The organism is Actinospica durhamensis, from assembly GCF_018139695.1.
GTDB lineage: Bacteria > Actinomycetota > Actinomycetes > Streptomycetales > Catenulisporaceae > Actinospica > Actinospica durhamensis.
Genome location: NZ_JAGSOG010000134.1, coordinates 1 through 22,900 on the forward strand (window position 1 = coordinate 1; position 22,900 = coordinate 22,900).

At 71.6% G+C, this 22,900-nt stretch carries 16 protein-coding genes; 2 read left to right on the forward strand and 14 right to left on the reverse strand.

Annotated features, from left to right (window positions below; genetic code table 11):
• Positions 1-260: 260 nt before the first annotated feature.
• From KDL01_RS23600 to KDL01_RS23615, 4 genes are all read right to left on the reverse strand, one after another.
• Complete coding sequence (locus tag KDL01_RS23600; protein ID WP_307846539.1) at positions 261-2,606, reverse strand: [protein-PII] uridylyltransferase; 2,346 nt, start codon at positions 2,604-2,606, stop codon at positions 261-263.
• 116 nt (positions 2,607-2,722) lie between these two features.
• Positions 2,723-3,061: a P-II family nitrogen regulator gene (locus KDL01_RS23605; protein ID WP_212530765.1), complete on the reverse strand. Its 339-nt coding sequence runs from the start codon at positions 3,059-3,061 to the stop codon at positions 2,723-2,725.
• Position 3,062: 1 nt separating this feature from the next.
• The gene (locus KDL01_RS23610; RefSeq protein WP_212530766.1) at positions 3,063-4,439 is read right to left on the reverse strand and encodes an ammonium transporter; all 1,377 of its coding nucleotides are present in this window, start codon (positions 4,437-4,439) and stop codon (positions 3,063-3,065) included.
• Positions 4,440-4,623: 184 nt separating this feature from the next.
• The gene (locus KDL01_RS23615; protein WP_212530767.1) at positions 4,624-6,174 is read right to left on the reverse strand and encodes an NsdA family TPR-like regulatory protein; all 1,551 of its coding nucleotides are present in this window, start codon (positions 6,172-6,174) and stop codon (positions 4,624-4,626) included.
• Between the two features lie 270 nt (positions 6,175-6,444).
• On the opposite strand from KDL01_RS23615, the gene KDL01_RS23620 reads away from it, so the two are divergent.
• Positions 6,445-6,999 carry a bifunctional DNA primase/polymerase gene (locus tag KDL01_RS23620; RefSeq protein WP_212530768.1) on the forward strand — a complete coding sequence of 185 codons (555 nt, stop codon included), beginning with the start codon at positions 6,445-6,447 and terminating at the stop codon, positions 6,997-6,999.
• 96 nt (positions 7,000-7,095) lie between these two features.
• On the opposite strand, the gene ftsY is transcribed toward KDL01_RS23620, so the two are convergent.
• From ftsY to KDL01_RS23650, 6 genes are all read right to left on the reverse strand, one after another.
• The gene (gene ftsY, locus KDL01_RS23625) at positions 7,096-8,292 is read right to left on the reverse strand and encodes a signal recognition particle-docking protein FtsY (RefSeq protein WP_212530769.1); all 1,197 of its coding nucleotides are present in this window, start codon (positions 8,290-8,292) and stop codon (positions 7,096-7,098) included.
• A 52-nt stretch (positions 8,293-8,344) separates the two neighbouring features.
• The gene (locus KDL01_RS23630) at positions 8,345-9,091 is read right to left on the reverse strand and encodes a hypothetical protein (protein WP_212530770.1); all 747 of its coding nucleotides are present in this window, start codon (positions 9,089-9,091) and stop codon (positions 8,345-8,347) included.
• A gap of 2 nt (positions 9,092-9,093) precedes the next feature.
• Positions 9,094-9,426, reverse strand: a complete 333-nt coding sequence (locus KDL01_RS23635; protein WP_212530771.1) for a hypothetical protein — start codon at positions 9,424-9,426, stop codon at positions 9,094-9,096.
• A 69-nt stretch (positions 9,427-9,495) separates the two neighbouring features.
• A complete protein-coding gene (gene smc / locus KDL01_RS23640; RefSeq protein ID WP_212530772.1) occupies positions 9,496-13,092 on the reverse strand; it encodes a chromosome segregation protein SMC in 3,597 nt (1,198 codons plus the stop codon).
• Between the two features lie 260 nt (positions 13,093-13,352).
• Entirely contained in the window at positions 13,353-13,562 is a 210-nt protein-coding gene (locus KDL01_RS23645; RefSeq protein WP_034265766.1) for a hypothetical protein, read from the reverse strand.
• Positions 13,563-14,060: 498 nt separating this feature from the next.
• Positions 14,061-16,721 carry a valine--tRNA ligase gene (locus KDL01_RS23650; protein ID WP_212530773.1) on the reverse strand — a complete coding sequence of 887 codons (2,661 nt, stop codon included), beginning with the start codon at positions 16,719-16,721 and terminating at the stop codon, positions 14,061-14,063.
• Between the two features lie 237 nt (positions 16,722-16,958).
• On the opposite strand from KDL01_RS23650, the gene KDL01_RS23655 reads away from it, so the two are divergent.
• Complete coding sequence (locus KDL01_RS23655; protein WP_212530774.1) at positions 16,959-17,834, forward strand: hypothetical protein; 876 nt, start codon at positions 16,959-16,961, stop codon at positions 17,832-17,834.
• 404 nt (positions 17,835-18,238) lie between these two features.
• Here KDL01_RS23655 and clpX read toward each other — a convergent pair whose 3' ends face one another.
• The 4 genes from clpX to tig form a co-directional block, all read right to left on the reverse strand.
• Positions 18,239-19,534: an ATP-dependent Clp protease ATP-binding subunit ClpX gene (gene clpX / locus KDL01_RS23660; protein WP_212530775.1), complete on the reverse strand. Its 1,296-nt coding sequence runs from the start codon at positions 19,532-19,534 to the stop codon at positions 18,239-18,241.
• 146 nt (positions 19,535-19,680) lie between these two features.
• Positions 19,681-20,343, reverse strand: coding sequence for an ATP-dependent Clp protease proteolytic subunit (locus KDL01_RS23665; protein WP_281415572.1), 663 nt, complete (start codon positions 20,341-20,343; stop codon positions 19,681-19,683).
• A 28-nt stretch (positions 20,344-20,371) separates the two neighbouring features.
• Positions 20,372-20,959 (reverse strand): ATP-dependent Clp protease proteolytic subunit, encoded by a 588-nt coding sequence (locus KDL01_RS23670; protein ID WP_212530778.1) that lies wholly within the window; start codon positions 20,957-20,959, stop codon positions 20,372-20,374.
• 339 nt (positions 20,960-21,298) lie between these two features.
• Positions 21,299-22,675, reverse strand: coding sequence for a trigger factor (gene tig / locus KDL01_RS23675; RefSeq protein WP_212530776.1), 1,377 nt, complete (start codon positions 22,673-22,675; stop codon positions 21,299-21,301).
• Positions 22,676-22,900 lie beyond the last annotated feature (225 nt).

The window sequence follows — 22,900 nt, forward strand, 5'->3', positions numbered from 1 at the left end:
GGGGCGACCAGCAGGGCGGGCGCGGCGGCGAGCGACCCGGTGACGGCAGCGGCACGCAGAGCGGAGCGGCGGGAGAGGGGGAGTACGCCTTCTGCGTCGACGTGAGGGGTAGTCATATCCGGACGTTATCCAGGCGTGCCTGCCGGACGTGGGTTTGCTTTCGGGAATGGCGGGTGACGTCCCGGCGAACATCGCGGCCCGGTGGCCGGCGGCCAGCGGACGCGCGCGGACCTCGGCCGCGCGCGTCCCCGACTCGAGCCTCAGCTCAACGCCGCGTGCACCGCGTCCACCAGTTCCTCGGCCGCCGCGGAGCCGACCGCCTCGGCACCGGCGTCGGGCCGGAGGTAGAAGACGTCCACAGCCTGGGGACCGAGGGTGGCGATGCGCGCCCTGGTGATGTCCGCCCCGATTCCCGCTATGGCCGAGGCGATCCGGTGCAGCAGGCCGGGCGAGTCCTCCGCGCGCACCTCCAGCACCGTCGCGTCGTGCGACGCTCCCGCGAGCAGGCGGACCGAGGCCGGCGGGGTCAGCGCGGCCTGTCTGCGGGAGGACAGACGCTCCCGGTCCCGCGCCTCGAGGCGCTCGGCGAGCTTGAGCGTACCCAGCCGGGCGCTGCGCAGGTCGGTGCGCAGCCTGCCCAGGTCCGGCAGCGAGCCGTACTCGGCCGCGACCGTCCAACGCTGCACCGCGTACGCCGTGCCGCTCGCCTCGACCGTGTTGATCTCCGCGCCGAGCACCCTGATGTGGCGCAGCGTCAGGACCCCGGCGACCAGGGCGAGCACGCCGACGTCGTCGGGGATCGCGACGTCGATCCGGCCGATTCCGGCGCTGCCGGGGGCCAGGGCCTGCACGGCGATCCGGTCCTGGGCCAGGGCCGCCTGCGAGACCAGCGTCTCGTCCGCGTCCGCGGCGGCGTGCGCGGCGGCCGCCTCCCGGGCCGCGCTCGTGCCCCCGGCCAGCACCGTGTTCGCCCGCGCGGCGAGTTCCCGGTAGAGCGAGGCACGCCAGGGCGACCAGACGGCCGGACCGGTGGCCTGGGAGTCGGACTCGGTCAGCAGGTGCAGCAGGGCCACGAAGTCGGCCGGGTTGGTGCCCGAGTCCGCCGCGGCGGCGAGCAGCGGGGCCAGGGTGGCCGGGTCGGTCGGGTCGCGGTGCACGGCGAGTTCGGCGAACAGCAGGTGATGGCGGGTCAGCGCGGTCAGCGTGGCGACGTCGGCGGGCGGGAAGCCGAGGCGGGCGGCCAGCTTCACGGTCAGCTCGGCGCCGGTCACGCAGTGGTCGCCGGGCAGGCCCTTGCCCAGGTCGTGGCACAGCGCCGCGGCCAGCAGCAGGTCGGGGCGGGCGACCCGGCGGGCCCGCTCGGCCGCGTGCACCACCGTCTCGATGATGTGGCGGTCCACCGTGTGCACGTGCAGGGCGTTGCGCTGCGGCAGGGACCTGATCCGCTCCCACTCCGGCAGCAGCCGCACCAGCAGCCCGGTGCGGTCCAGTTCCTCCCACACCTGCACCAGGCCGGGCCCGGAGCCGAGCAGCCGCAGCAGTTCGGCCCGCGCGGGCTCGGGCCACGGTTCGGTCAGCGCGGCGCCCGACGAGGCGAGCCGCTCGAGCGAGGCGGGCGCGATGGGCAGCCCGGCCCGGGCCGCCGCGGCCGCGATGCGCAGCGGGAGCACCGGATCGTCCAGGTTCGCCGCGAGCGCCAGCGCCGCCTCGCCCTCCGCGCGTACGACGCCGTCGGCCAGCGGCTCGCGCTCGGGTGCCGCGCGGCGCAGCAGGCCGCTGATCCCCGTGGAACGTGTGCGGGTGGCGAGGGCCTGGTCCACCCGGCGCCAGGCCACGTCGCAGGCGTAGTCGATGGTGCGGGCGGCGTCGCTGACCGCGGTCATCAGGTCGTCCGCGCTCTCGAAGTCGAGTTCGGCGGCGAGGTCGTCCTGCTCCTGGAGCAGCAGCCGGTCCGCGGAACGGCCGGTGCGGGTGTGCAGCGCCCAACGCACGTCGAGCAGGAACTCCTGGGCCTGCTCGGGCGCACCGTGCGGCACGTCCGCGATCCAGCTCGCCGCGATGGCGGTGAGGCTGTCCGCGTCCCGCAGGCCGCCGGCGCACTCCTTGAGGTCGCCCTCGAGCCGGTACGCGAGCTCTCCGTGCCGCTCCCGCCGCTCCTCGCGCAGCCGCCGCAGCTCCGGCAGCCGCTTGGGTGCGTGCTTGCGCCAGTCGGCCAGCAGCGCCGCCCGCAGCGCCTCGGTGAGCGCCGGATCGCCGGCCACGTGACGCGCCGTCAACATGCCGAGGGCGACCGGCAGATCCTGCTGCGCCACCGCCCTGGCCTCGGCCACCGTGCGCACCGAGTGGTCCAGCATCGTCTTCGCGTCCCAGATCGGGTACCAGATCGAGTCGGCCAGCTGCCCGATCGCGGCGGAGTCGCGCGACCCGTCGTGCAGCAGTACGACGTCGAGGTCGCTGCCCGGACTCAGCTGGCGGCGGCCGTAGCCGCCGACCGCGACCAGAGCCGCTCCCCCGGCGTCGCCGAGCAGCCGCACCAGCCACTCGTCCGCCGCGTCGGACCGTTCCCTGCGCTGCTGCGCGTACCGCATTCCGGCGACCCTCTCCACGAGTTGGGCGTTGTCCGTGAAGCTCCGTCAGGCCGCGTGGAGCTCCGTGGGGCTTGCGAGCCCTGAGCGCCCCGCCGGGTCTCCGACGGGGCGCTCAGGGTGTGTCAGGTGACGATCTACAGCGCCTCGGCGCCGCGCTCGCCGGTGCGTACCCGCACGACGGTCTCGACCGGGGTCACCCAGACCTTGCCGTCACCGATCTTGCCGGTCTGCGCGGCCTTGGTGATCACGTTCAGCAGGTCTTCCACGTCGTGGTCCTCGGCGAGCAGTTCGATGCGCACCTTCGGCACGAGGTCCACGGTGTACTCGGCGCCGCGGTAGACCTCCGTGTGGCCCCGCTGGCGGCCGTAGCCGGAGGCCTCGGCCACGGTCAGACCGTGCACGCCGAAGGCCTGCAGCGCGGTCTTGATCTCGTCGAGCTTGTATGGCTTTACCACTGCGGTAATCAGTTTCATCTCAGGCTTCGACTTTCTCTTCGACGGAGCCCTCGGCGATGGCGGGGGCGGTCGCCGCGGCCACGCTCGCCGCGGCGCGGTGCAGGGAACCGGTCAGGCCGCCCCAGTCGTAGGCGGTCTCTGCGTGCTCGGTCTGGTCCACACCGGCGATCTCGTCCTCGGTGCTCACCCGCAGGCCGATGGTCATGTGCACCAGCTTGGCCAGGATGAAGGAGACGACGAACGAGTATGCGAAGACGATACCCGCACCCTCGCCCTGCGCCCAGAGCTGGTCGAAGCCGCCGCCGTAGAAGAGCCCGGCCCGGGCGCCGTTGGAGTACCCGGCCACCTCGATCTTGTCCGCGAACAGGCCGATCAGCAGGGTGCCGAGGATACCGCCGACGAGGTGGACGCCCACCACGTCGAGCGAGTCGTCGAAGTCGAACCGGTTCTTCAGGTTCACCGCGTAGCAGCAGATGAAGCCGGGGATCAGACCGATGAAGATCGCACCGATCGGGGAGACCGAGGCACAGGCCGGGGTGATCGCGACCAGGCCGGCCACGGCGCCGGAGGCGGCGCCGACGGTGGTGAACTTGCCGTGCTGGATCTTCTCCGCGGCGAGCCATCCGATCACCGCGGTGCAGGTGGCGACCTGGGTGTTCATGAAGACCACCGAGGCCTGGCCGCTCGCGGTCAGCGCCGAGCCGGCGTTGAAGCCGAACCAGCCGAACCACAGCAGCGCCGCGCCGAGCATCACGAACGGCACGTTGTGCGGACGCATCGGGTCCTTCTTGAACCCGACCCGCTTACCCAGCACCAGAGCGCAGGCCAGTGCTCCCGCACCTGCGTTGATGTGCACCGCGGTACCACCGGCGAAGTCCATCACGTGGAGCTTGGCGTTGATGAAGCCGTTGGGCGAGAAGACCCAGTGCGCGACCGGGAAGTAGATGACGGTGACCCAGCCGACGACGTAGACGGTCCAGCCGACGAACTTGGTGCGGTCGGCGATGGCGCCGGAGATCAGGGCCGGGGTGATGATGGCGAACATCAACTGGAAGCAGGCCACGGCGAAGAGCGGAACATTGGTGGCACCATAGGTGCCTGCGTGCGAACCAGACTGGATTCCGGTGGAGATACCGTGCATTCCCCACTGCGCGAAGGTGCCCCAGAAGCTGTTTCCGCTCGCGTCGTTCGCGTTACCGAACGATACCGACCATCCGTACAGCACCCAGGCCACGGTGACCACGGCTATACAGATGAAGTTCATCATCAGCATGTTCAGTACGCTCTTCGCGCGGACCATGCCGCCGTAGAAGAACGCCAGGCCCGGCGTCATAAGGAGGACCAGCGCGGAGCTTGCGAGCACCCACGCGGTATTGCCGGTATCCACAGTTGGCATGGTTCACGTTTCCTTCGGATGGCGACGGTCTCGTCAAGGTCAGGAGTGCGGTGCGATGGTTCAATACGATCGCCGCAGACTGTTGCCGCTCTCCGCGCGCGTTGTTTCCTGACCGTGACGGAATGCTCCGCGAGGTTACGTGTGCGTGAATACCGCGCCCCTCGGTCGGGCGTGTCGGACCGGCTCAGCCCGAGGCGGAGCCGGCCGCGCTCGGGATGCCGGGGACACCGGCCCCGCCCGGCATCGCGTGCAGGCCGTGTTCGGCGTGGTCACGCTCCTCCGGGAAGGCCGCACGGACCCTGGCCGCGGCCTCGCGCAGCTTCTCCTCGGCCTGCCGGGAGCGGATGCGTACGGCCAGGCCGCCGGCGGTGCGCAGGGCGGCGACGGCCGCGGCGCGGTGGCCGAGGACGGCGTGCGCCTCGGCCGAGCCGGTGAGCGCCTCGACCCGTCCCCGCAACTGGCGCGGGAAGTCCCGCTCATAGAGCGAGGCCGCCGTGTCGAACTCGGCCGCCGCCTCCGCGGTGAGCTGGGGCAGCCGGGCCGCGAGGTCGCGCAGGGTGCGCGCGGCCTCGAGCCGCACCGCGGCCGGGGTGAACGCGGGCGGCCAGGGGTGCCCGGCCACGGTCGGCGTCTGGCCGTTGGCCGTCTGCTCGGCCGGCCAGCCCTTGGCGTGCAGCGTGCGGGCCCGCTCGAGCGCGTGCCTGGCCGGCTCGATCCGGCCGAGCGCGCCGTAGCCGCGCGCCTCCACCAGGTCCACGTACGCGGCCGGCAGCGGGTCGAGCTCGCCGCGGGTGGCGCTGCGCCCGACCGCGAGCAGATCCAGGGCGTCCTGAGCCCGGTTGAGGCCGACGAGCTGGCGGGCGGTGGCAGCGAGGATGACGGCGATCGTGTTGCGGTCCGCGCTCTCCTTGGCCGCGTGCAGACCGAGCACCAGGTAGCGCTGGGCGGCCGCCTGCAGCCCGCTGTCGAGCGCCATCTCCCCGGCGAGCAGGCAGTACTGGGCCGCGATGCGGAAGATCCTGGGGTGGGCCGGCTCCGGGCTGTGCCGGATGAGCTCGGCCACCTCGTAGAGCTGCCCGGTGACCGCGGCCCGCCGGATTCCGCCGCCGACCGCGGCCTCCCAGTCGCGGAAGACCCGGAGCGTCTCCTCGAGCTGGTCGGCCAGCACGGCGGCCCGCCCCGGCCGGGTGCGCCCCTGGCCGTGTCCGGGCCCGGCGCCCGCCCCCGGCAGCAGCACGCCCGGGCTCTCGGCGTGCTCGGACGGCGGGCGCTGCGGGGAGGGCACCAACGGCAGCAGCCAGCGCTTGACCGGCTCGATCAGCGCGGTGCCCGCGGCCAGCGGGGGCGCGCCGTCGCCGGCCCGGCGGGAGGGGTTGGGACCGAGCAGCAGGTCGCTGCGGCAGAACTCGGCCAGCAGCTCCGCGGTGCGCTCAGGTCCCCAGGGCAGGTCGGCGAGTGTGCCCGCGATCGGGCTCGAGGGCTCGCGCAGCCCGAGGTCGCTGAGCGTCACGACGCAGCCGAAGCGCTCGCTGAACAGCTCGGTCAGGATCCGCGGGATCGGGTCCCGCGGTTGTTCTCCGTCGAGCCAGCGGCGCACCCGCGAGGTGTCCGTGGCCACGTGAGTCGCGCCCAGATCCCTGGCCCTGCGGTTGACCATCCGGGCGACCTCGCCCTTGGACCAGCCGCTGCGCTGGAACCAGGAGGCGAACAGGGCATTGGGTACGCGTTCAGGCACCGGGGCTCGCCGCCGTCCCGTCCCGTCTCGGGGTGCGTGCTCCGAGACCGCTCGGCCTTGCCGTAGTAGCCGTGTCGCTCATGGTGAGGCGAAGGTAACGCCTTGGAGCCGCCTCGCGCAGGAGAATGCTGAAATGCGCCAGGATTCGCCACCCGTGACGTCCTGCGAACAGGGCTTCGGATGGCTAGCGTTACCGGAAGGACGGCTGCGGGGGCGGCCGCGTGGACGGGTGCGGCTTCGCCGACCGCCGGAGAATCCTTGGGACTTGTGATGCGTGGGCCGAATCTCGGAATGCTGCCGCGCCAGGTGCGCCGACCGCCGCAGGGGGCGGTGCGCACGACGACGCGCCAGTGCGCCGTGCGCTACGCGGCGTACGGCTGGCCGGTGACGACGGGGACGACGACGCCGACCTGCGATCCGGAACGGGCGCAGGCGCTGTGGTCGATGCTGCCCAACGCCTCGGTCTACACCGTCTGCGGTGAGGCCTTCGACCTGGTGGAGGCGGACGCCCCGGCCGGTCGGGCCGCGCTGGTGCGGCTCGAGCGCCTCGGCGTGCAGGTCGGGCCGGTGCTGTGGGTGCCCTCGCTGGACCGGATCGGCTTCCTGGTGCACCTGGGCACGCTCGGGCCGGTGACCTCGCTGCTCGAGGCCGGGTACGAGCTGCGCGTGCTCGATTCCGGGGACCTGGCCGAACTGCCCGGACCGCCGGGCGGCCGGGTGCGCTGGCTGCGCGAACCGGCGCCGATCGGTGTCCCGGCGCTGCCGCCCGCGCACATCGTCCTGGGCGGGATCGCCGGCTGCCGGGTCGCGCCCCGGCACGGCTGAGGGCCGCGCTCCACAGCCTGAGAACGCGCGAAGGGCGGCTCCGCACGGGAACCGCCCTCCGACACCATGTCGGGAAATCTCGGGAAGACCCGAGGCTCAGTTGCCGACCAGAGCGTCCACGAACGCGGCCGGGTCGAACGGGGCGAGGTCGTCCGCACCCTCACCCAGGCCCACCAGCTTCACCGGCACGCCGAGCTCCCGCTGCACCGCGATCACGATGCCGCCCTTGGCGGTGCCGTCCAGCTTGGTCAGCGCGATGCCGGTGATGTCCACCACCTCGCGGAAGACCCGGGCCTGGACCAGGCCGTTCTGGCCGGTGGTCGCGTCCAGCACGAGCAGCACCTCGTCCACCGGGCCGTGCTTCTCCACCACGCGCTTGACCTTGCCCAGCTCGTCCATCAGGCCGGCCTTGGTGTGCAGCCGTCCGGCCGTGTCGATCAGCACCGTGTCCACGCCGAGCTCCTTGCCCTGGCGCACCGCCTCGAACGCGACCGAGGCCGGGTCCGCGGCCTCGGCGCCGCGCACCGTGCTCGCACCCACCCGCTCGCCCCAGGTCTGCAGCTGGTCCGCCGCGGCGGCACGGAAGGTGTCGGCCGCACCGAGCACGACCGAGCGGCCGTCGGCCACCAGCACCCGCGCCAGCTTGCCGGTGGTGGTGGTCTTGCCCACGCCGTTGACGCCGGCCACCAGCACCACCGCCGGGCCCTGGCCGTCCTCGCGCAGCGAGTGCACGGTGCGGTCCAGGCTCGGGTCCACCAGCTTGAGCAGCTCCTCGCGCAGCAGCGTGCGCAGCTCGTCCGGGGTGCGGGTGCCGAGCACGCGGGTGCGCTTGCGCAGCGCGTCCACGAGCTCCTGGGTCGGACCGATGCCGAGGTCGCTGGTCAGCAGGACCTCCTCGATCTCCTCCCAGGTGTCCTCGTCCAGCTTGTCCCGCGACAGCAGCGAGAGCAGGCCCTTGCCGACCGCCGTGTTGGAGCGGGCGAGCCGGGAGCGCAGCCGGACCAGCCGGCCGGCCGTCGGCTCGGGCGCCTCCAGCGCTATCGGCGGGGCCTCGGCCTCCTCGAGGTCCACCGTGATCTCGTCGCTCGGCGGCGCCAGGGCCCGGGCCGGCCCCTGCTCCTCTTCCCGCTCCGTCGGCTCCTGGCCGAGCTTGAGCCGCAGGTCCTCGGGCGAGCGGCGCTCCGAGGGCGGCAGCGTACGCGCGGTGCGCTTGTGGCTCCCCCGCACGAGCAGCGCGGCCACCAGGCTCGCGAACAGCACTCCGGCCACTACGCCGATGATCACAGTCTCCATGCGGTCCATTCTGTCAGGAACCGGACGTCGCCCAGGCCACCGCGGCTCCGGCTCACTCCAGCCCGGCCAGGTCGAACACGAAACGCATGGCCTCGATCCGCTTGAATCCGCGGACCGCGTCGAGGATCTTGGTGATGTCCGACTGCAGCGCGTTGAGCTTGCCGCCGAGGAAGGCGATCTTCTTCGCCAGGTAGGCCAGCTCGACCTGCGCCTGTGCGGCGGCGACCGGGGTGACCGTGCCCGCGGTGACGAACTCGGCCACCAGCATCCCGCCCAGCGAGCCGATCAAGATGTTGATCAGCATCAGCACGGTGCCCTCGGCCACCTGCGCCTCGCTGCGCACCGCGCGCACGCACTCCCAGGTCGTGCGGACCGAGCCGGCCAGCGCGTCGAACTCGTCCAGGTAGGCGCGCAGGGCCGGCTCGAACCGGTCGGCCTCCTCGCCGTCCCACGCCGGCCGCAGGGCCACGGCCGCGGCCCGCAGCTTCACACCCGCGTCGGCGAGCTCCTGGTAGGCCTGCGCCCAGAGCTTCTCCACCCGCTCCAGTTCCACCCCGTCACCGGTCAGCGCCTCGAGCGCGTGGAACGGATTGGGCGCGCCGGTGTGGTCGCAGACGAAGAAGATCAGCTTGCGCTCGAGCGTGCCGATGCCCGGGATCGGGATGGCCGGGATGTGGAAGTGGGACAGATGCTTGCGCCCGATCTCGGCCAGTGCCTCCTGGTCGAGCGGCGCCGGCGCGTGCTCGTGATAGCAGGACGGATCCTCCGCCACCGCGTCATAGTGATGCTTCCAGTGCATGCCTACCCCCGCACCTCGCGCTGCGCCGGGACGACGGGATCCGCCCCGGCCGACGGTTCCACGAACTCGGCCAGGAACTCGCCCGCCACGGCGCCCGCCTCGGCCAGGTTCTCCTGGGCCTTGGGCAGCCGGTCGTGGTACGCGTCGCGCACCTTCGTGGCGTCGATCAGCTTGCCGAAGGCGTGTTCGTGGACGGTCCCGGTGCCGAGGCGCTCGGCGACGGCGGCGCAGCCGCGCTCGACCTCGGCCAGCGCGTCCACGAGGGCGCGCACCAGTTCCGGCGCGACCCCCGGCAACGTCCTGACGCCCTTGATCTCCCCACCCGGCTCGGTCACGCGTGCAGCGTACCGGCAGGAATACTGGAAGTGAATACGGATTCGGCCACGCGTCGGATACGGGCGGGGCTACACGTCGGCCGGGACGGCCTGCGCCGGGACCTGGTCGAGCAGCTCGCCGTCGCGCCGCAGCTTCTGTGAGATCACCGTGGTCACGCCGTCGCCGCGCATGGAGACGCCGTAGAGCGCGTCGGCGACCTCCATCGTGCGCTTCTGGTGGGTGATCACGATCAGCTGGGACGAGGCGCGCAGCTCCTCCATGATCGCGATCAGCCGCTGCAGGTTGGTGTCGTCGAGGGCGGCCTCGACCTCGTCCATCACGTAGAAGGGCGAGGGGCGGGCCTTGAAGATCGAAACCAGCAGGGCCACCGCGGTCAGCGAGCGCTCGCCGCCGGAGAGCAGGGAAAGCCGCTTGACCTTCTTGCCCGGCGGACGCGCCTCCACCTCGATGCCGGTGGTGAGCATGTCGCTCGGGTCGGTCAGGTACAGCCGGCCCTCGCCGCCCGGGAACAGCCGGGAGAAGACGCCCACGAACTCGCGCTCGGTGTCGGCGTAGGCCTCGGCGAAGACCTGCTCGACCCGCTCGTCCACGTCCTTGACCACCTGGAGCAGGTCGGCGCGGGTCTTCTTCAGGTCCTCGAGCTGCTCGCTGAGGAACTTGTAGCGCTCCTCCATCGCCGCGAACTCCTCCAGCGCCAGCGGGTTGACCTTGCCCAGCGCGGTGTAGTCCTTCTCGGCCTGGCGCAGCCGCTTCTCCTGCTCGGTGCGCACGAACTTGACCGTGCCCGGCTCGCCGTCCGCGTCCACCACCGGGACCGGGACCTGCGGGCCGTACTCGGCCACGAGCGCGGTGATCTCCACACCGTGCTCCTCCATGGCCTTCTCCTCGAGCTGCTCGAGACGCATGCGCTTCTCGGCCCGAGCCACATCGTCGCGGTGCGCGGCGTCGGTCAGCTGGTCGAGCTCGCCGGCCAGTTCGCGCCCGCGGGTGCGCAGCAGGCTCAGCCTGGCCTCGCGCTCGGCCCGCTCCTTCTCCGCCTGCTCGCGCAGCGCGCCGGCCTGGGCCAGCGAGATCTCCAGGTGCGCGAGGGTCTGGCGCACGCCGGAGACCACGGCCCTGGCCACCCGCGCCTGCTCGCTCGCCACCGCCTGCCGCTCGGCGGCCCTGGCCCGCGCCTCGCGCTCGGCCTTGGCCGCCCGGTCGAGGCCGTCGGCCCGGCCGGCCAGCGAACGCGCCCGCTCCTCGCCGGTACGCACGGACAGGCGGGCCTCCATCTCGGCCGCCCGCGCGGCGGTGGCCTCGGCCGCGAGCTGGTCGCGCACCTCGGTCGAGTTCTCCTCGCTTTCGGCCACCGTCTCGGCCGCGGCGGCCGCCTCCTCGTGTTCGAGTTCGAGGTCGGCGAGCGTGCTCTCGTCCTTCTCCCTGGCCGCGGTGGCCGCCTCGGCCGCCTTGGCGTACCGCTCGACCTCCGCCAGCGCGGCCCTGGCCTGCCCACCGAGCCGGCCGAGCTGCTGGGCCACCGAGGCCTTCTGGGCGTCCGCGGCGCGGCGCTCGGCCACCAGGGCGTCGAGCTGCTGCTTCGAGGCGCGCTGCAGCTCGGTGGCCTGCTCGAGCTCCAACCGCAGGCTCCGGGAGCGCTCGACCGCCTCGGCCAGCTTCTCCGCCGCCTCGTCCACCGCGGCCTGGATCTCGAGCAGCGAGGGCGCGCTGGAGGAGCCGCCGTGCGCGATGTGCCGGCCGAGCACGTCGCCCTCGCGGGTGACGGCGACCAGCTCGGGCCGGGCCTCGAGCAGCCGGCTGGCCTCGCCGAGGTCGTCCACTATCGCCGTGCCGTGCAGCAGCCGCTCCACCGAGGCGCGCATCTCCACCGGCACCCGCACCAGGTCGGCCAGGTAGCGCGCGTACGGCGGGAGCTCGGGCAACGGCGCGCCCTGATAGTCGGCGCCGCCGATCAGTATCGTCGCCCGGCCGTGGTCCTCGGTCTTGAGCAGCCGCATCGCGTTGACCGCGGCGTCCGGGGAGGCCACCGCGACCGCGTCGGCGGCCAGGCCGAGGGCCGCGGCCACCGCGGTCTCCGCGCCCTGTTCGATCGTCAGTATCGCCGCGACCGAGCCGAGCATGCCGGAGAGCCGGTCGGTCGCCGCGAGCAGCGCGCCCGCGCCGTCCTTGCGGTTCAGGCCGAGTTCGAGGGCTTCCTTACGGGCCGTGTAGGCGCCGCGCTCGCGCTCGGCGTCGCGCTCGGCCGCCCGCAGCGCGGTCAGCCGCTCCTCGGCCTCGGCCAGCGCGGTGGTGGCCTCCTCGACCTCGGCGTCGAGGCCGTCGCCGTCCTCGATCCCCTCGACCTGGGCCTTGAGCTCGTCATACTCCTGCTGCACTCCGGCGGCCCGGCCCCTGGCCTCCTCGTGCGCGGCCTCGAGCCGGCCGAGCTCGGCGTCGGCGGCGGCCACCTTGGAGCGCACCGCGCCCACCCGGCCGGCCAGCTTCGCCAGGTTCTCCCGCCGGTCCGCGGCCGAACGCACCGCCGCGGCCAGGCGCCGCTCCTCGGCCCCGTGCGCGGTCTCGGCCTCGCCGCGCCGGCGCACCGCGTCCGCCAGGGCCTCCTGCGCCTGCGCGATCTCCTCGGCGAGCACGTCCTCCTGCTCGCGGATGTACTCGGCCTCGCGCTCCATCTCCTCCGGGTCACGCCCGGACCGCTCGGTCTGCGCGCCCTGCGCCATCTGCGTCAGGTTGCGCAGCCGCTCGCCCGCCAGCGACCCGGTGCCGCGCAGCCGCTCCCGCAGCGAGGAGAGCCGGTACCAGGCCTCCTGGGTCGCGGCCAGGTGCGGGACCAACTCCTGGACCGAGCGCTCGAGCTCGGTCTCCTGGGCCAGGCAGCTCGCGACCTCCTGCTCGATCCGGGTCCGGCGCTGGCGCACGGCCTGGTCATCCGCGGTCTCCTGCTGATAGGCCGTCTGCAGCGTGACGTACTCGTCCGCGAGCAGGCGCAGCCGGGCGTCGCGCAGGTCCGCCTGGATGGCCACGGCGCGGCGGGCCACCTCGGCCTGCCGGCCCAGCGGCTTGAGCTGGCGGCGCAGCTCGGTGGTCAGGTCGGTGATCCGGGTCAGGTTGGCCTGCATCGCGTCCAGCTTGCGCAGCGCCTTCTCCTTGCGCTTGCGGTGCTTCAGGACGCCCGCGGCCTCCTCGATGAAGGCCCGCCGCTCCTCCGGCCCCGCCTGGAGCACCGCGTCGAGCTGGCCCTGGCCGACGATCACGTGCATCTCCCGGCCGATGCCGGAGTCGGAGAGCAGCTCCTGGATGTCGAGCAGGCGGCAGGCCGAACCGTTGATCGCGTACTCGGACCCGCCGTTGCGGAACATGATCCGCGAGATGGTGACCTCGGTGTAGTCGATCGGCAGGGCGCCGTCGGTGTTGTCGATGGTCAGGCTCACCTCGGCCCGGCCCAGCGGCGGGCGGCCGGAGGTGCCGGCGAAGATGACGTCCTCCATCTTGCCGCCGCGCAGCGACTTCGCGCCCTGTTCCCCCATGACCCACGCCAGCGCGTCCACGACGTTCGACTTGCCGGAGCCGTTGGGCCCGACCACGCAGGTGATGCCGGGCTCGAAGCGAAGCGTGGTGGCCGAGGCGAAGGACTTGAAGCCGCGCAAGGTCATGCTCTTGAGGTGCACGTCGACCCGAGTTCCTAGAGTCCAATGGCTGACCGACTACTCCACTCAGCCTAGCGGGCTGTAGCGGAGGAAGAGCAGAAGGGACGCCTCGGCGTCCCTTCGAATCCACGCGGTGGATGCCTCGGCGTCCTCTGATATCCGCGTCGCGGGTACTTACACCCGCCTGGAGACCTCTGTTTCGCCAGAGGCCTCCCGGCATGAAGTTGTGGGTCGGGCTCGGTAGGCGAGCCTCGCCGCGGCCGGTCTCGCCGGCCGTTCGCTCAGGTGAGCGCGGGCTCGCGCTGCTCCACGGCGGCGAGCAGTTCGCGGTCGAAGGAGTCGGAGTGAACCGCCGCGGCCAGCGCGTCGTTCTCCGCCTTCGCGCGCCCGAGCTGGTCCTCGAGATCGCGTACGCGCTGCTGCAGCCTCCGGACCTCGGCGAGCATCCGCGGGTCCGTGCCCCCGATGTGTCCGAGTAGTGCCTTAGCCATTCCTGGGTCCTCCACGTCGAGTGGACCGGCACGGTCGGGTCGGAACCATGCCGTTGTCTGGTATCACCGAGAGCTTTACGCCACGGTGGATCTTGTGCCGCGCCGTCGCCTTCCTGGTGGCCCGAACACGCGGGGCACTGGGGGCTGGAGGGTGTGCACAGGGGGTCGGAGCCCGTGCACAGACGCAGCTTCCACTGGCGTCCCACGCGCAAAATGGGCAGGTGCGCGGGCTTCTAGCGTCTCACCGCGGGCGCCCCCGGTCAAATCCGGCGCCACTTCGCACCCACTGCCAGGTTTAACCGCCCCCTGCGCGTGGTATTGGCGGCGCGCACCGCACGTCACGCGACCGCTCCCCCGTCTCCCGAGCCCTGCGCGTACCCCCGCGAGTAGCGCCGCGGCCCCCCGGACGGATTAGCCGCTTCGGGTCAACCCGCGCGCACAACGCCGTGGCCGGGCCCCCTCGCGGGTGCCCGGCCACGGTTCGTGCTCGGCTTGCGGCTACGCCTCGGACTCGGCTGGGAGCGCGGCCAGCTGGGTCTGGATCCGGCTCAGGTCGGCCTCTGCCCCGGCCAGCCGGCCCCGGATCTTGGCGACCACCGGCTCCGGCGCCTTGGCCAGGAACGCCTCGTTCTCCAGCTTCGCCTTCGCCTGCGCGATCTCCTTGGCCGCCGCCATCTGATCCTTCGTCAACCGGGCCCGCTCGGCCGCCACGTCGATCGTGCCGGACAGGTCGAGCTCCACTACGGCCAGCGCCGTCTGCAGCGTCGCCGTGGTGGCGAAGCCCTCCTCCGGCGGCGTGAGCCGGGCCAGCGCCCGCAGGTCGGCCTCGTGCGCCGCCAGCGACCCGGACAGGGTCAGCCGGCCCGGCACCCGCTGGCTCTTGTTGAGCAGCTGGTCCGAGCGGAAGCGGCGGACCTCGATCACCGCCTGCTGCAGCGCCAGGATCTCCTCCTCCGCGGCCGGGTCGGTCAGCGAGACGTCGGCCTTGGGCCACTCCGCGATCACCAGGGACTCCCCGCCGGTGAGGGTCTTCCACAGCTCCTCGGTGACGAAGGGGATGTAGGGGTGCAGCAGCCGCAGCGTCACGTCCAGGACGTGGCCGAGCACCGCGCGGGTGGTCTGCGCCGCCTCGCCCCCGGCGTTCAGCGGCGCCTTGGCCAGCTCCACGTACCAGTCGAACAGCTCGTCCCAGGCGAAGTGGTAGAGCGCCGCGCAGGCCTTCGCGTGCTGGTAGTCCTCCATGTACGCGTCCACCTCGGCGGTGACCGCGGTCAGCCGGGACAGGATCCAGCGGTCCACCGTGGAGAGCTGCTCGCGCGCGGGCAGCCCGGTGTTGGTCGCGCCGTTCATCAGGGCGAAGCGGGTGGCGTTCCAGATCTTGTTGCAGAAGTTGCGCGAGGCCTGGCACCAGTCCTCGCCGGTGGCCAGGTCCACGCCGGGGTTGGCGCCGCGGGCCAGGGTGAAGCGGGTCGCGTCCGCGCCGTACTTCTCCACCCACTCCAGCGGGTCGATGCCGTTGCCCAGCGACTTCGAGAACTTGCGCCCGAACTGGTCGCGCACCAGGCCGTGCAGCGCCACCGTGTGGAACGGCACCGAGTCGGCCGGCCCGCGGTCCTTCATCGCGTACAGGCCGAACATCATCATCCGCACGACCCAGAAGAACAGGATGTCGTAGCCGGTCACCAAAACCGAGGTCGGATAGAACTTGCGCAGGTCGGCGGTGTCGTCCGGCCAGCCCAGGGTGGAGAAGGGCCAAAGGCCCGAGGAGAACCAGGTGTCGAGCACGTCGTTGTCCTGGCGCCAGCCCTCGGCCTCGGTGCCCGGCGGCACCTCGTCCGGGCCCACGCACACGACCTCGCCGTTCGGCCCGTACCAGACCGGGATCCGGTGCCCCCACCACAGCTGCCGGGAGATGCACCAGTCGCGCAGGTTGTCCACCCACTGGAAGTAGCGCGGCTCGAGCTCCTTCGGGTGGATGTTCACCCGTCCGTCGCGCACCGCCGCGCCGGCCGCCTCGGCCAGCGGGGCCACCTTGACCCACCACTGCATCGACAGCCGCGGCTCGACCACCGTGTCACAGCGCGAGCAGTGCCCCACCGCGTGCACGTACGGCCGCTTCTCCGCGACGATCCGCCCGTCCTCGCGCAGCGCGGCCACCACGGCCGGGCGCGCCTCGAAGCGGTCGAGGCCCTCGAACGGCCCGGCCACCGTGATCACCGCGCGCTCGTCCATGACCACCAGGTTGGCCAGGCCGTGCCGCTGCCCGATCTCGAAGTCGTTCGGGTCGTGCGCCGGGGTCACCTTCACCGCGCCGGTGCCGAAGGACGGGTCCACGTGCGCGTCCGCCACGATCGGCACCCGGCGCCCGGTGAACGGGATCTCCACCTCGGTGCCCACCAGGTGCGCGTACCGCTCGTCCTCCGGGTGCACCGCCACCGCGGTGTCGCCCAGCATCGTCTCGGCCCGGGTGGTGGCCACCACGATGGCGTCCGCGCCCTCGCCGTAGCGGATCGAGACCAGCTCGCCCTCGTCGTCGTGGTGCTCCACCTCGGCGTCGGACAGGGCGGTCAGGCAGCGCGGGCACCAGTTGATGATCCGCTCGGCCCGGTAGATCAGGTCATCGTCGTAGAGCCGCTTGAAGATCGTCAGCACACTGCGGGAGAGCACCTCGTCGAAGGTGAACCGCTCCCGGGTCCAGTCCACGCTCGCGCCGAGCTTGCGGATCTGGTTGAGGATGGCGCCGCCCTTCTCCTCCTTCCACTCCCAGGTGCGCTTGACGAAGGCCTCGCGCCCGAGGTCGTGGCGGGACTTGCCCTCCTTGGCCAGCTGCTTCTCCACCGCGTTCTGGGTGGCGATGCCGGCGTGGTCGGTGCCGGGCAGCCACAGCGCCTCAAAGCCCTGCATCCGCTTGCGCCGGGTGATCGCGTCCTGGATGGTGACGTCGAGGGCGTGGCCGAGGTGCAGCACGCTGGTCACGTTCGGCGGCGGGATCACGATGGTGTGCGCGGGCTTGGCGCTCTCGGCGTCGGCGGTGAAGTAGCCCTCGGCTACCCAGTTCTCGTAGAGCTTCCCCTCTACCTCGGCCGGCGTGTACTGCGGCGGCAAGGTGGCGGCAGCGGCTGCGCTGCCCGGGCTCTGCGGGGAAGTCGATTCGGTCACGAGATCGATTGTACGGAGCTCTCGCAGACCGGTACCCATCCGTTATTACGCAGCCTGCCGCGGGGCCGGGGAACGGGGTAGGTTCACTGCATGTCGTGGGGAGAGCCGTCAGGGCAATCGCCGTACGATCCCAATAATCCGTACGGCCAGCAGCAATATCCGCAACAGCCACAACAACCGCAGCAGCCGCAGGTACCCGGGTGGGGAGCACCGAGCGGCTCCGGATACACCCAGCCGATGTCGGACTCCTCCGGCTACGGGCAGGGCCAGCCGCAGCAGCCACAACAGCAGCCGTATCCGTACGACCCGAGCGCGAGCGGCTTTCCGCAGCAGCCCGGCTACGGAGCGCAGCCCGGGCAGCCGATCCAGCCCGGCGGACCGATCCAGCCGGGATACGGAGGCGAGCACGGGGGCTACCCGCAGCCGCTGGCGCCGAAGAAGACCAACGGAGCGCTCATCGCCACCGTCGTGGCCGCGGTGCTCGTGGTGGGCGGCGGCATCGCGGCCGCGGTCGTGCTGACCGGCAAGTCGAACAACCCGTCCCCGGTCGCCGACCAGAGCAGCCGGCCCCCCGTCGCGACCTCGGGCGCCACCGGCGGAGCCTCGCCGAGCTCGGCTTCGACGAGCACCGGCAGCGGCTCGCTGAGCATCCCGGCCAGCGTCAGCGGGATGAAGCTGCTCGACGACTCGGAGTCCAAGAGCGCCGTGTCGTCCATGAGCACCAGCCTGGCCGGCGACAAGGACCTGTATCCGGACCCGGTCATCGCGGCGTACAACGACGGCGGCGGCGACAACGTCACCGAGCTGTTCGAGAACCAGGCGATCGCGGACCTCGACTCCTCCACCCAGAGCGAGTTCACGTCCTACGACCCCAGCACCGTCGTCTCCCAGCTGATGACGGGCGCTCAGATCAGCAACGCCGAGGACGAGAGCACCACCGCCTCCAACGGCGCGCTCAGCTGCGGTAGCCGGACGGTCAACAGCATCGACGTGGTCTTCTGCTTCTGGGACGACACCACGAGCTTCGGCGGCCTCGAGTTCTTCACCTCGACCTCGCTGAGCGACGACGCCGCCAAGGCCGACGCGATCCGCGCGGCGTCCGAGGGCAGCTGATCGAGGGCGGCAGAACCGAAGGCTTTGCCGATCCGCGGACCTGCGGTGCGCGGAGCGGCGGGGACACGGGGGACGGCACGAACGGGGACTCGGGGCATGGGGAACGAGGCGTCCGTGGCGGACCGTGGCGGGGAGGGACCGCTGACGGCGGGCCGGGCCGGTTGCGTGCGGGCAACCGGGCTCGGCGTTCCTGTCGTCCTCGGCCGTCGACCTGACGCCGTCGGCCTGGCACCTTCGACCTGACTCGGAGTCAGGCCCTCCTTCGCGCTGACGCGCGGTCAGACGCGTTCCGCCGTCCGGGCGCCACTGCGTCTTCTCTCACGCTCTCCGGCCGCTGTTTCGGAGCGCGCCGCCGTGTCAGCCTTCGGGGCTGAGGCCGGGACTGGGACGGCGCCGCGCGGAGCTCAGGCCGACTTCTCCCGCGGCAGCCGAGGGCTCGGCCCACCGCGCAGCGGCGAGTCGCGCGGGATCAGCGTCGGGTTGGCCCGTTCGCGCACCGTCTCCGCGGTGATCAGGACCTGTGCGATGTCCCGGCGTGAGGGCACGTCGTACATGATGGACATCAGCACCTCCTCCATGATCGCCCGCAGCGCGCGCACGCCGGTGCCGCGCAGGATCGCGAGATCGGCCAGCGCCTGCAGGGCGTCGTCGGAGAACTCGAGCTCCACCCCGTCCAGCGCCATCAGGTGCTGGTACTGGCGCACCAGCGCGTTCTTCGGCTCCACCAGGATCCGCCGCAGCGCCGCGGTGTCCAGGTTGCGCACGTGCGTGATCACCGGCAGCCGGCCGATGAACTCCGGGATCATGCCGAACTTGATCAAGTCCTCCGGCATGACCTCGCCGAACACGTCCTGCGCCTCGAGCTCGGCCCGGCTGCGCAGCTGCGCCCCGAACCCGATCCCCTGCTTGCCCACCCGGGCCTGGATGATCCGCTCGAGCCCGGAGAAGGCCCCGCCCACGATGAACAGGATGTTCGTCGTGTCGATCTGGATGAACTCCTGGTGCGGGTGCTTGCGACCGCCCTGCGGCGGGACCGCCGCGATCGTGCCCTCCAGTATCTTCAGCAGCGCCTGCTGCACGCCCTCGCCGGAGACGTCACGGGTGATCGAGGGGTTCTCACTCTTGCGGCCGATCTTGTCGACCTCGTCGATGTAGATGATCCCGGTCTCGGCCTTCTTCACATCGAAGTCCGCCGCCTGGATCAGCCGGAGCAGGATGTTCTCCACATCCTCGCCGACGTAGCCCGCCTCGGTCAGCGCGGTCGCGTCGGCGATGGCGAAGGGCACGTCCAGCATCCGGGCCAGGCTCTGGGCCAGGAAGGTCTTGCCGGAGCCGGTGGGCCCGAGCAACAGCACGTTGCTCTTGGCCAGCTCCACCGTCTCGTCCCGGTTGGCCCGGCTGGTGTCGCCGGCCTGGATCCGCTTGTAGTGGTTGTAGACGGCCACGGCCAGGGCGCGTTTGGCCTCCTCCTGGCCGATCACGTACTGATCGAGGAACTCGCAGATCTCGCGCGGCCGGGGCAGCTCGGACCACCGGTGCTCGGCCACTCCGGCCAGCTCTTCCTCGATGATCTCGTTGCACAGGTCGATGCACTCGTCGCAGATGTACACGCCGGGTCCTGCGATCAGCTTCTTGACCTGCCGCTGGCTCTTTCCGCAGAAGGAGCACTTGAGCAGGTCGCCCTCACCGATGCGTGCCACGGGGTGGTTCTCCTTCACGGAAAAGACGAAGAGACGACCGGCTGCCCTGTTGTGGATGACTCGCTTATCTGAAGGTACCGCGTCCAGGGCCCCTGCGGGGCCAGGCGGGCCCGGACCACGCCCGGACCCGCCCACGCGATCACCCGTCAGGCCCCGCTGGCCAGCGCTTCCGCGCGGGTCGAGAGGACCGAGTCGACCAGACCGTATTCCAGCGCCTCCGCGGCGGAGAGGTACTTGTCGCGCTCGACGTCGGCGCGCACGTCCTCCTCCGTCTTGCCGGTGTGCCGGGCCAGCATCTGCTCCATGGTGGTGCGGATGCGCAGGATCTCCCTGGCCTGGATCTCCAGGTCGATCAGGTCCCCGCGGCCGGTCTCGGTGTAGGGCTGGTGGATCAGGATCTTGGAGTGCGGCAGAGCCATGCGCTTGCCCTTGGTGCCGGCCGCGAGCAGCACGGCGGCGGCCGAGGCGGCCTGGCCGATGCACACGGTCTGGATGTCCGGCTTCACGAACTGCATGGTGTCGTAGATCGCCGTCAGGGCGGTGAACGACCCGCCGGGCGAGTTGATGTACATGGTGATGTCCCGGTCGGGGTCCATCGACTCGAGCGTGATCAGCTGCGCCATCACGTCGTTGGCGGAGGTGTCGTCGATCTGCACGCCGAGGAAGATGATCCGCTCTTCGAACAGCTTCGAGTACGGGTTGTGCTCGCGCAGACCCTGGCTGGTGCGCTCGATGAAGCTCGGCAGGATGTAGCGGGATTCGGCGTGGGGGCCGGTGTGACGCGCGTCCAGGCCGGACGGGTACGACATGTCAGTGTCCTTCTCTCTGGGCGGGCGATCAGGCTTCGACGGCGGCGGCGTGCGCCGAGGAGGTGAAGATCTCGTCGATCAGACCGTAATCCTTGGCCTCCTGCGCGGAGAACCAGTTGTCACGCTGGGAGTCCTTCTCGACCTGGTCGAAGGTCTGGCCCGTGTGCTGGGCGGTCAGCTCCAGCATGCGGTGCTTCATCCGCAGCAGCCGCTCGGCCTGGATCTTGATGTCGGAGGCGGTGCCGCCGAGGCCGGCGGAGCCCTGGTGCAGCAGCACCTCGGCGTTCGGCAGGGCGTAGCGCTTGCCCGGCGTGCCCGCGCTCAGCAGGAACTGCCCCATCGAGGCCGCCATGCCCATCGCCACCGTCGCCACGTCGTTGCCGATCAGCTGCATGGTGTCGTAGATCGCCATGCCCGCGGTGACCGAGCCGCCCGGGGAGTTGATGTAGAACCAGATGTCCTTGTTGGGATCCTCGGCGTTGAGCAGCAGCAGCTGAGCACACAGGGTGTTGGCGATGTCGTCGTCCACCTGCTGACCGAGGAAGACGATCCGGTTGCGCAGCAGCCGGTTGAACACCTGGTCGTTGAGGCCGCCGGGACCGTCCAGGCCTGCCATCCGGGGTGAGGGGGAGTTCTGATTCGTCACGTCGTCCACCTGTTCAGCTCTAAGGTGCGTTCCCTAAACGGCTCTCGCCGCGATCCCTAATGGGAACGACCCTAACCCGTGCCGGATGATCGGCAGCGGATTAGGGTCGCTTGTTCGCTCTAGGCGTAGAAACTGCCCTCCGGGAAGGCAGGCTCCCGGGTCGGCTCCGGCCTCACGGCCGCCTGCAGCCCACCACGGGCGGGCTGGGCGGCCCCGGGGCCCGAGAGCGCCCGAGAGTGCGTCTCCTACCTTCCGGAGCGGTGGGTGCGGGCCGCCACCGCGGCGACGGCCCGCACCCGTCGGCACGTCCTACTCGTGCGCGTGCCCGAAGTGCTCGTCGCCCGGGGCCCGGCCGAAGGCGTCGGCCTCGGCCTCGGCGAGCTCGGCGAGGTCCACCACGTTGCCCGAGGCGTCCTTGACCACGGCGGTGTCGAGGATCTGCTGCAGGGCCTTGCCCCGACGCACCTCGCCGACCAGGGCCGGGATCTGGCCCGACTGGACCACGGACTGGGCGAACTGGTCCGGGCTCATGCCGGAACCGGCCGCGCGGCGGATCAGGTGGTTGGTCAGCTCGCCCTGGTTCACCGAGAGCTCCTCGGCGTCGGCCAGCTTGTCCAGCACGAACTGCGCCTTCATGCCGTCGCGCACCTGCTTGTCGAGGTCCGCGTCGAACTCCTCCGCGGTCTGCTCCTGCAGCTTGAAGAAGCCCTCGCGGGTCATCCCGGCGGCCTCGATCTGCTGGTCGAGCTGCTCGTTGCGCCAGGCGATCTCGGCCTCGACGGCCTTGGCCGGCAGCGGGAAGTCGAGCTGCTCGAGCACGGCCTCGAGGACCTTGTCCCGAGCCTGCGCGCCCTGCTCGAACTTCTTCGACTTGGCCAGCCGCGCGCCGACCGACTCGCGCAGCTCCGCGAGGGTGTCGAACTCGCTGGCGAGCTGGGCGAAGTCGTCGTCCAGGGCCGGCAGCTCACGGGTCTTGACCGAGCCGATGGTGACCTTGATGTCCGCCTCGTCGCCGGCGTGCGAGCCGCCCACCAGCGCGCTGCGGAACTCGACGGTCTCGGCGGCCGACTTGCCGGTCACGGCCTCGTCGAGGCCGTCGACCATGTTGCCCGAGCCGACCTCGTAGGAGACGCCGGTGGCGGTGCCGTCCTCGAGCACCTCGCCGTCGATGGAGGCCTCGAGGTCGAGGCTGACGAAGTCGCCGTCCTCGATCGCGCGCTCCACGCCGACCAGGGAGCCGAAGCGCTTGCGCAGGCTCTCGATCTGCTCCTCGATCTGCTCGTCGTCCACGGCGGCGTCGTCCACCTGGACTTCCAGGCCCTTGTACTCGGGCAGGGTGAACTCGGGGCGGATGTCGACCTCGGCGGTGAACTTCAGCTGCTCACCGTCGGTCAGGTCGGTCACCTCCACCTCGGGACGCCCGACGACCTCGAGCTTGGCCTCCGACACGGCCTTGCCGTACAGGTCGGGAAGGGCCGAGTTGATGGCCTCCTCGAGCACCGGGCCGCGGCCGAACCGCTGGTCGATGACTCGCGGCGGCACCTTACCCTTGCGGAAGCCCGGGACGTTCACCTGCTCGGCGATCTTCTGGTACGCCGCGTCGAGGCTGGGCTTGAGCTCATTGAAGGGAACCTCGACGGTGAGCCGAACCCGGGTCGGGTCCAGATTCTCGACGGCGCTCTTCACAGCAGTGGTCTCCTCGTTGGGACTTCGGTATGGCCGCAGGCGCCGCGCCAGACGTCGGCACTAGGGAAGCGCTGGCACTGGCCCACGCCGGCGGGCGGTAGATCCGCACGCCGATACCGCACCTGCGGGGCCATCGTACCCCGCGGACCCCCGGGGGGTGATAAATGTGCAGATCACAGGAAGCCGAGGCGTGAAAGGGCGCCGAAGGTGGGTCCGGAGGCTGTC

Coding starts and splice junctions, on each gene's coding strand:
- KDL01_RS23665 (WP_281415572.1), bottom strand. CDS start 20,343: ATGTCGTACCCGTCCGGCCTGGACGCGCGTCACACCGGCCCCCACGCC.
- ftsY (WP_212530769.1), bottom strand. CDS start 8,292: ATGGAGACTGTGATCATCGGCGTAGTGGCCGGAGTGCTGTTCGCGAGC.
- KDL01_RS23610 (WP_212530766.1), bottom strand. CDS start 4,439: ATGCCAACTGTGGATACCGGCAATACCGCGTGGGTGCTCGCAAGCTCC.
- KDL01_RS23605 (WP_212530765.1), bottom strand. CDS start 3,061: ATGAAACTGATTACCGCAGTGGTAAAGCCATACAAGCTCGACGAGATC.
- KDL01_RS23655 (WP_212530774.1), top strand. CDS start 16,959: ATGTCGGACTCCTCCGGCTACGGGCAGGGCCAGCCGCAGCAGCCACAA.
- KDL01_RS23620 (WP_212530768.1), top strand. CDS start 6,445: ATGCGTGGGCCGAATCTCGGAATGCTGCCGCGCCAGGTGCGCCGACCG.
- KDL01_RS23670 (WP_212530778.1), bottom strand. CDS start 20,959: ATGGCAGGCCTGGACGGTCCCGGCGGCCTCAACGACCAGGTGTTCAAC.
- KDL01_RS23630 (WP_212530770.1), bottom strand. CDS start 9,091: ATGCACTGGAAGCATCACTATGACGCGGTGGCGGAGGATCCGTCCTGC.
- KDL01_RS23645 (WP_034265766.1), bottom strand. CDS start 13,562: ATGGCTAAGGCACTACTCGGACACATCGGGGGCACGGACCCGCGGATG.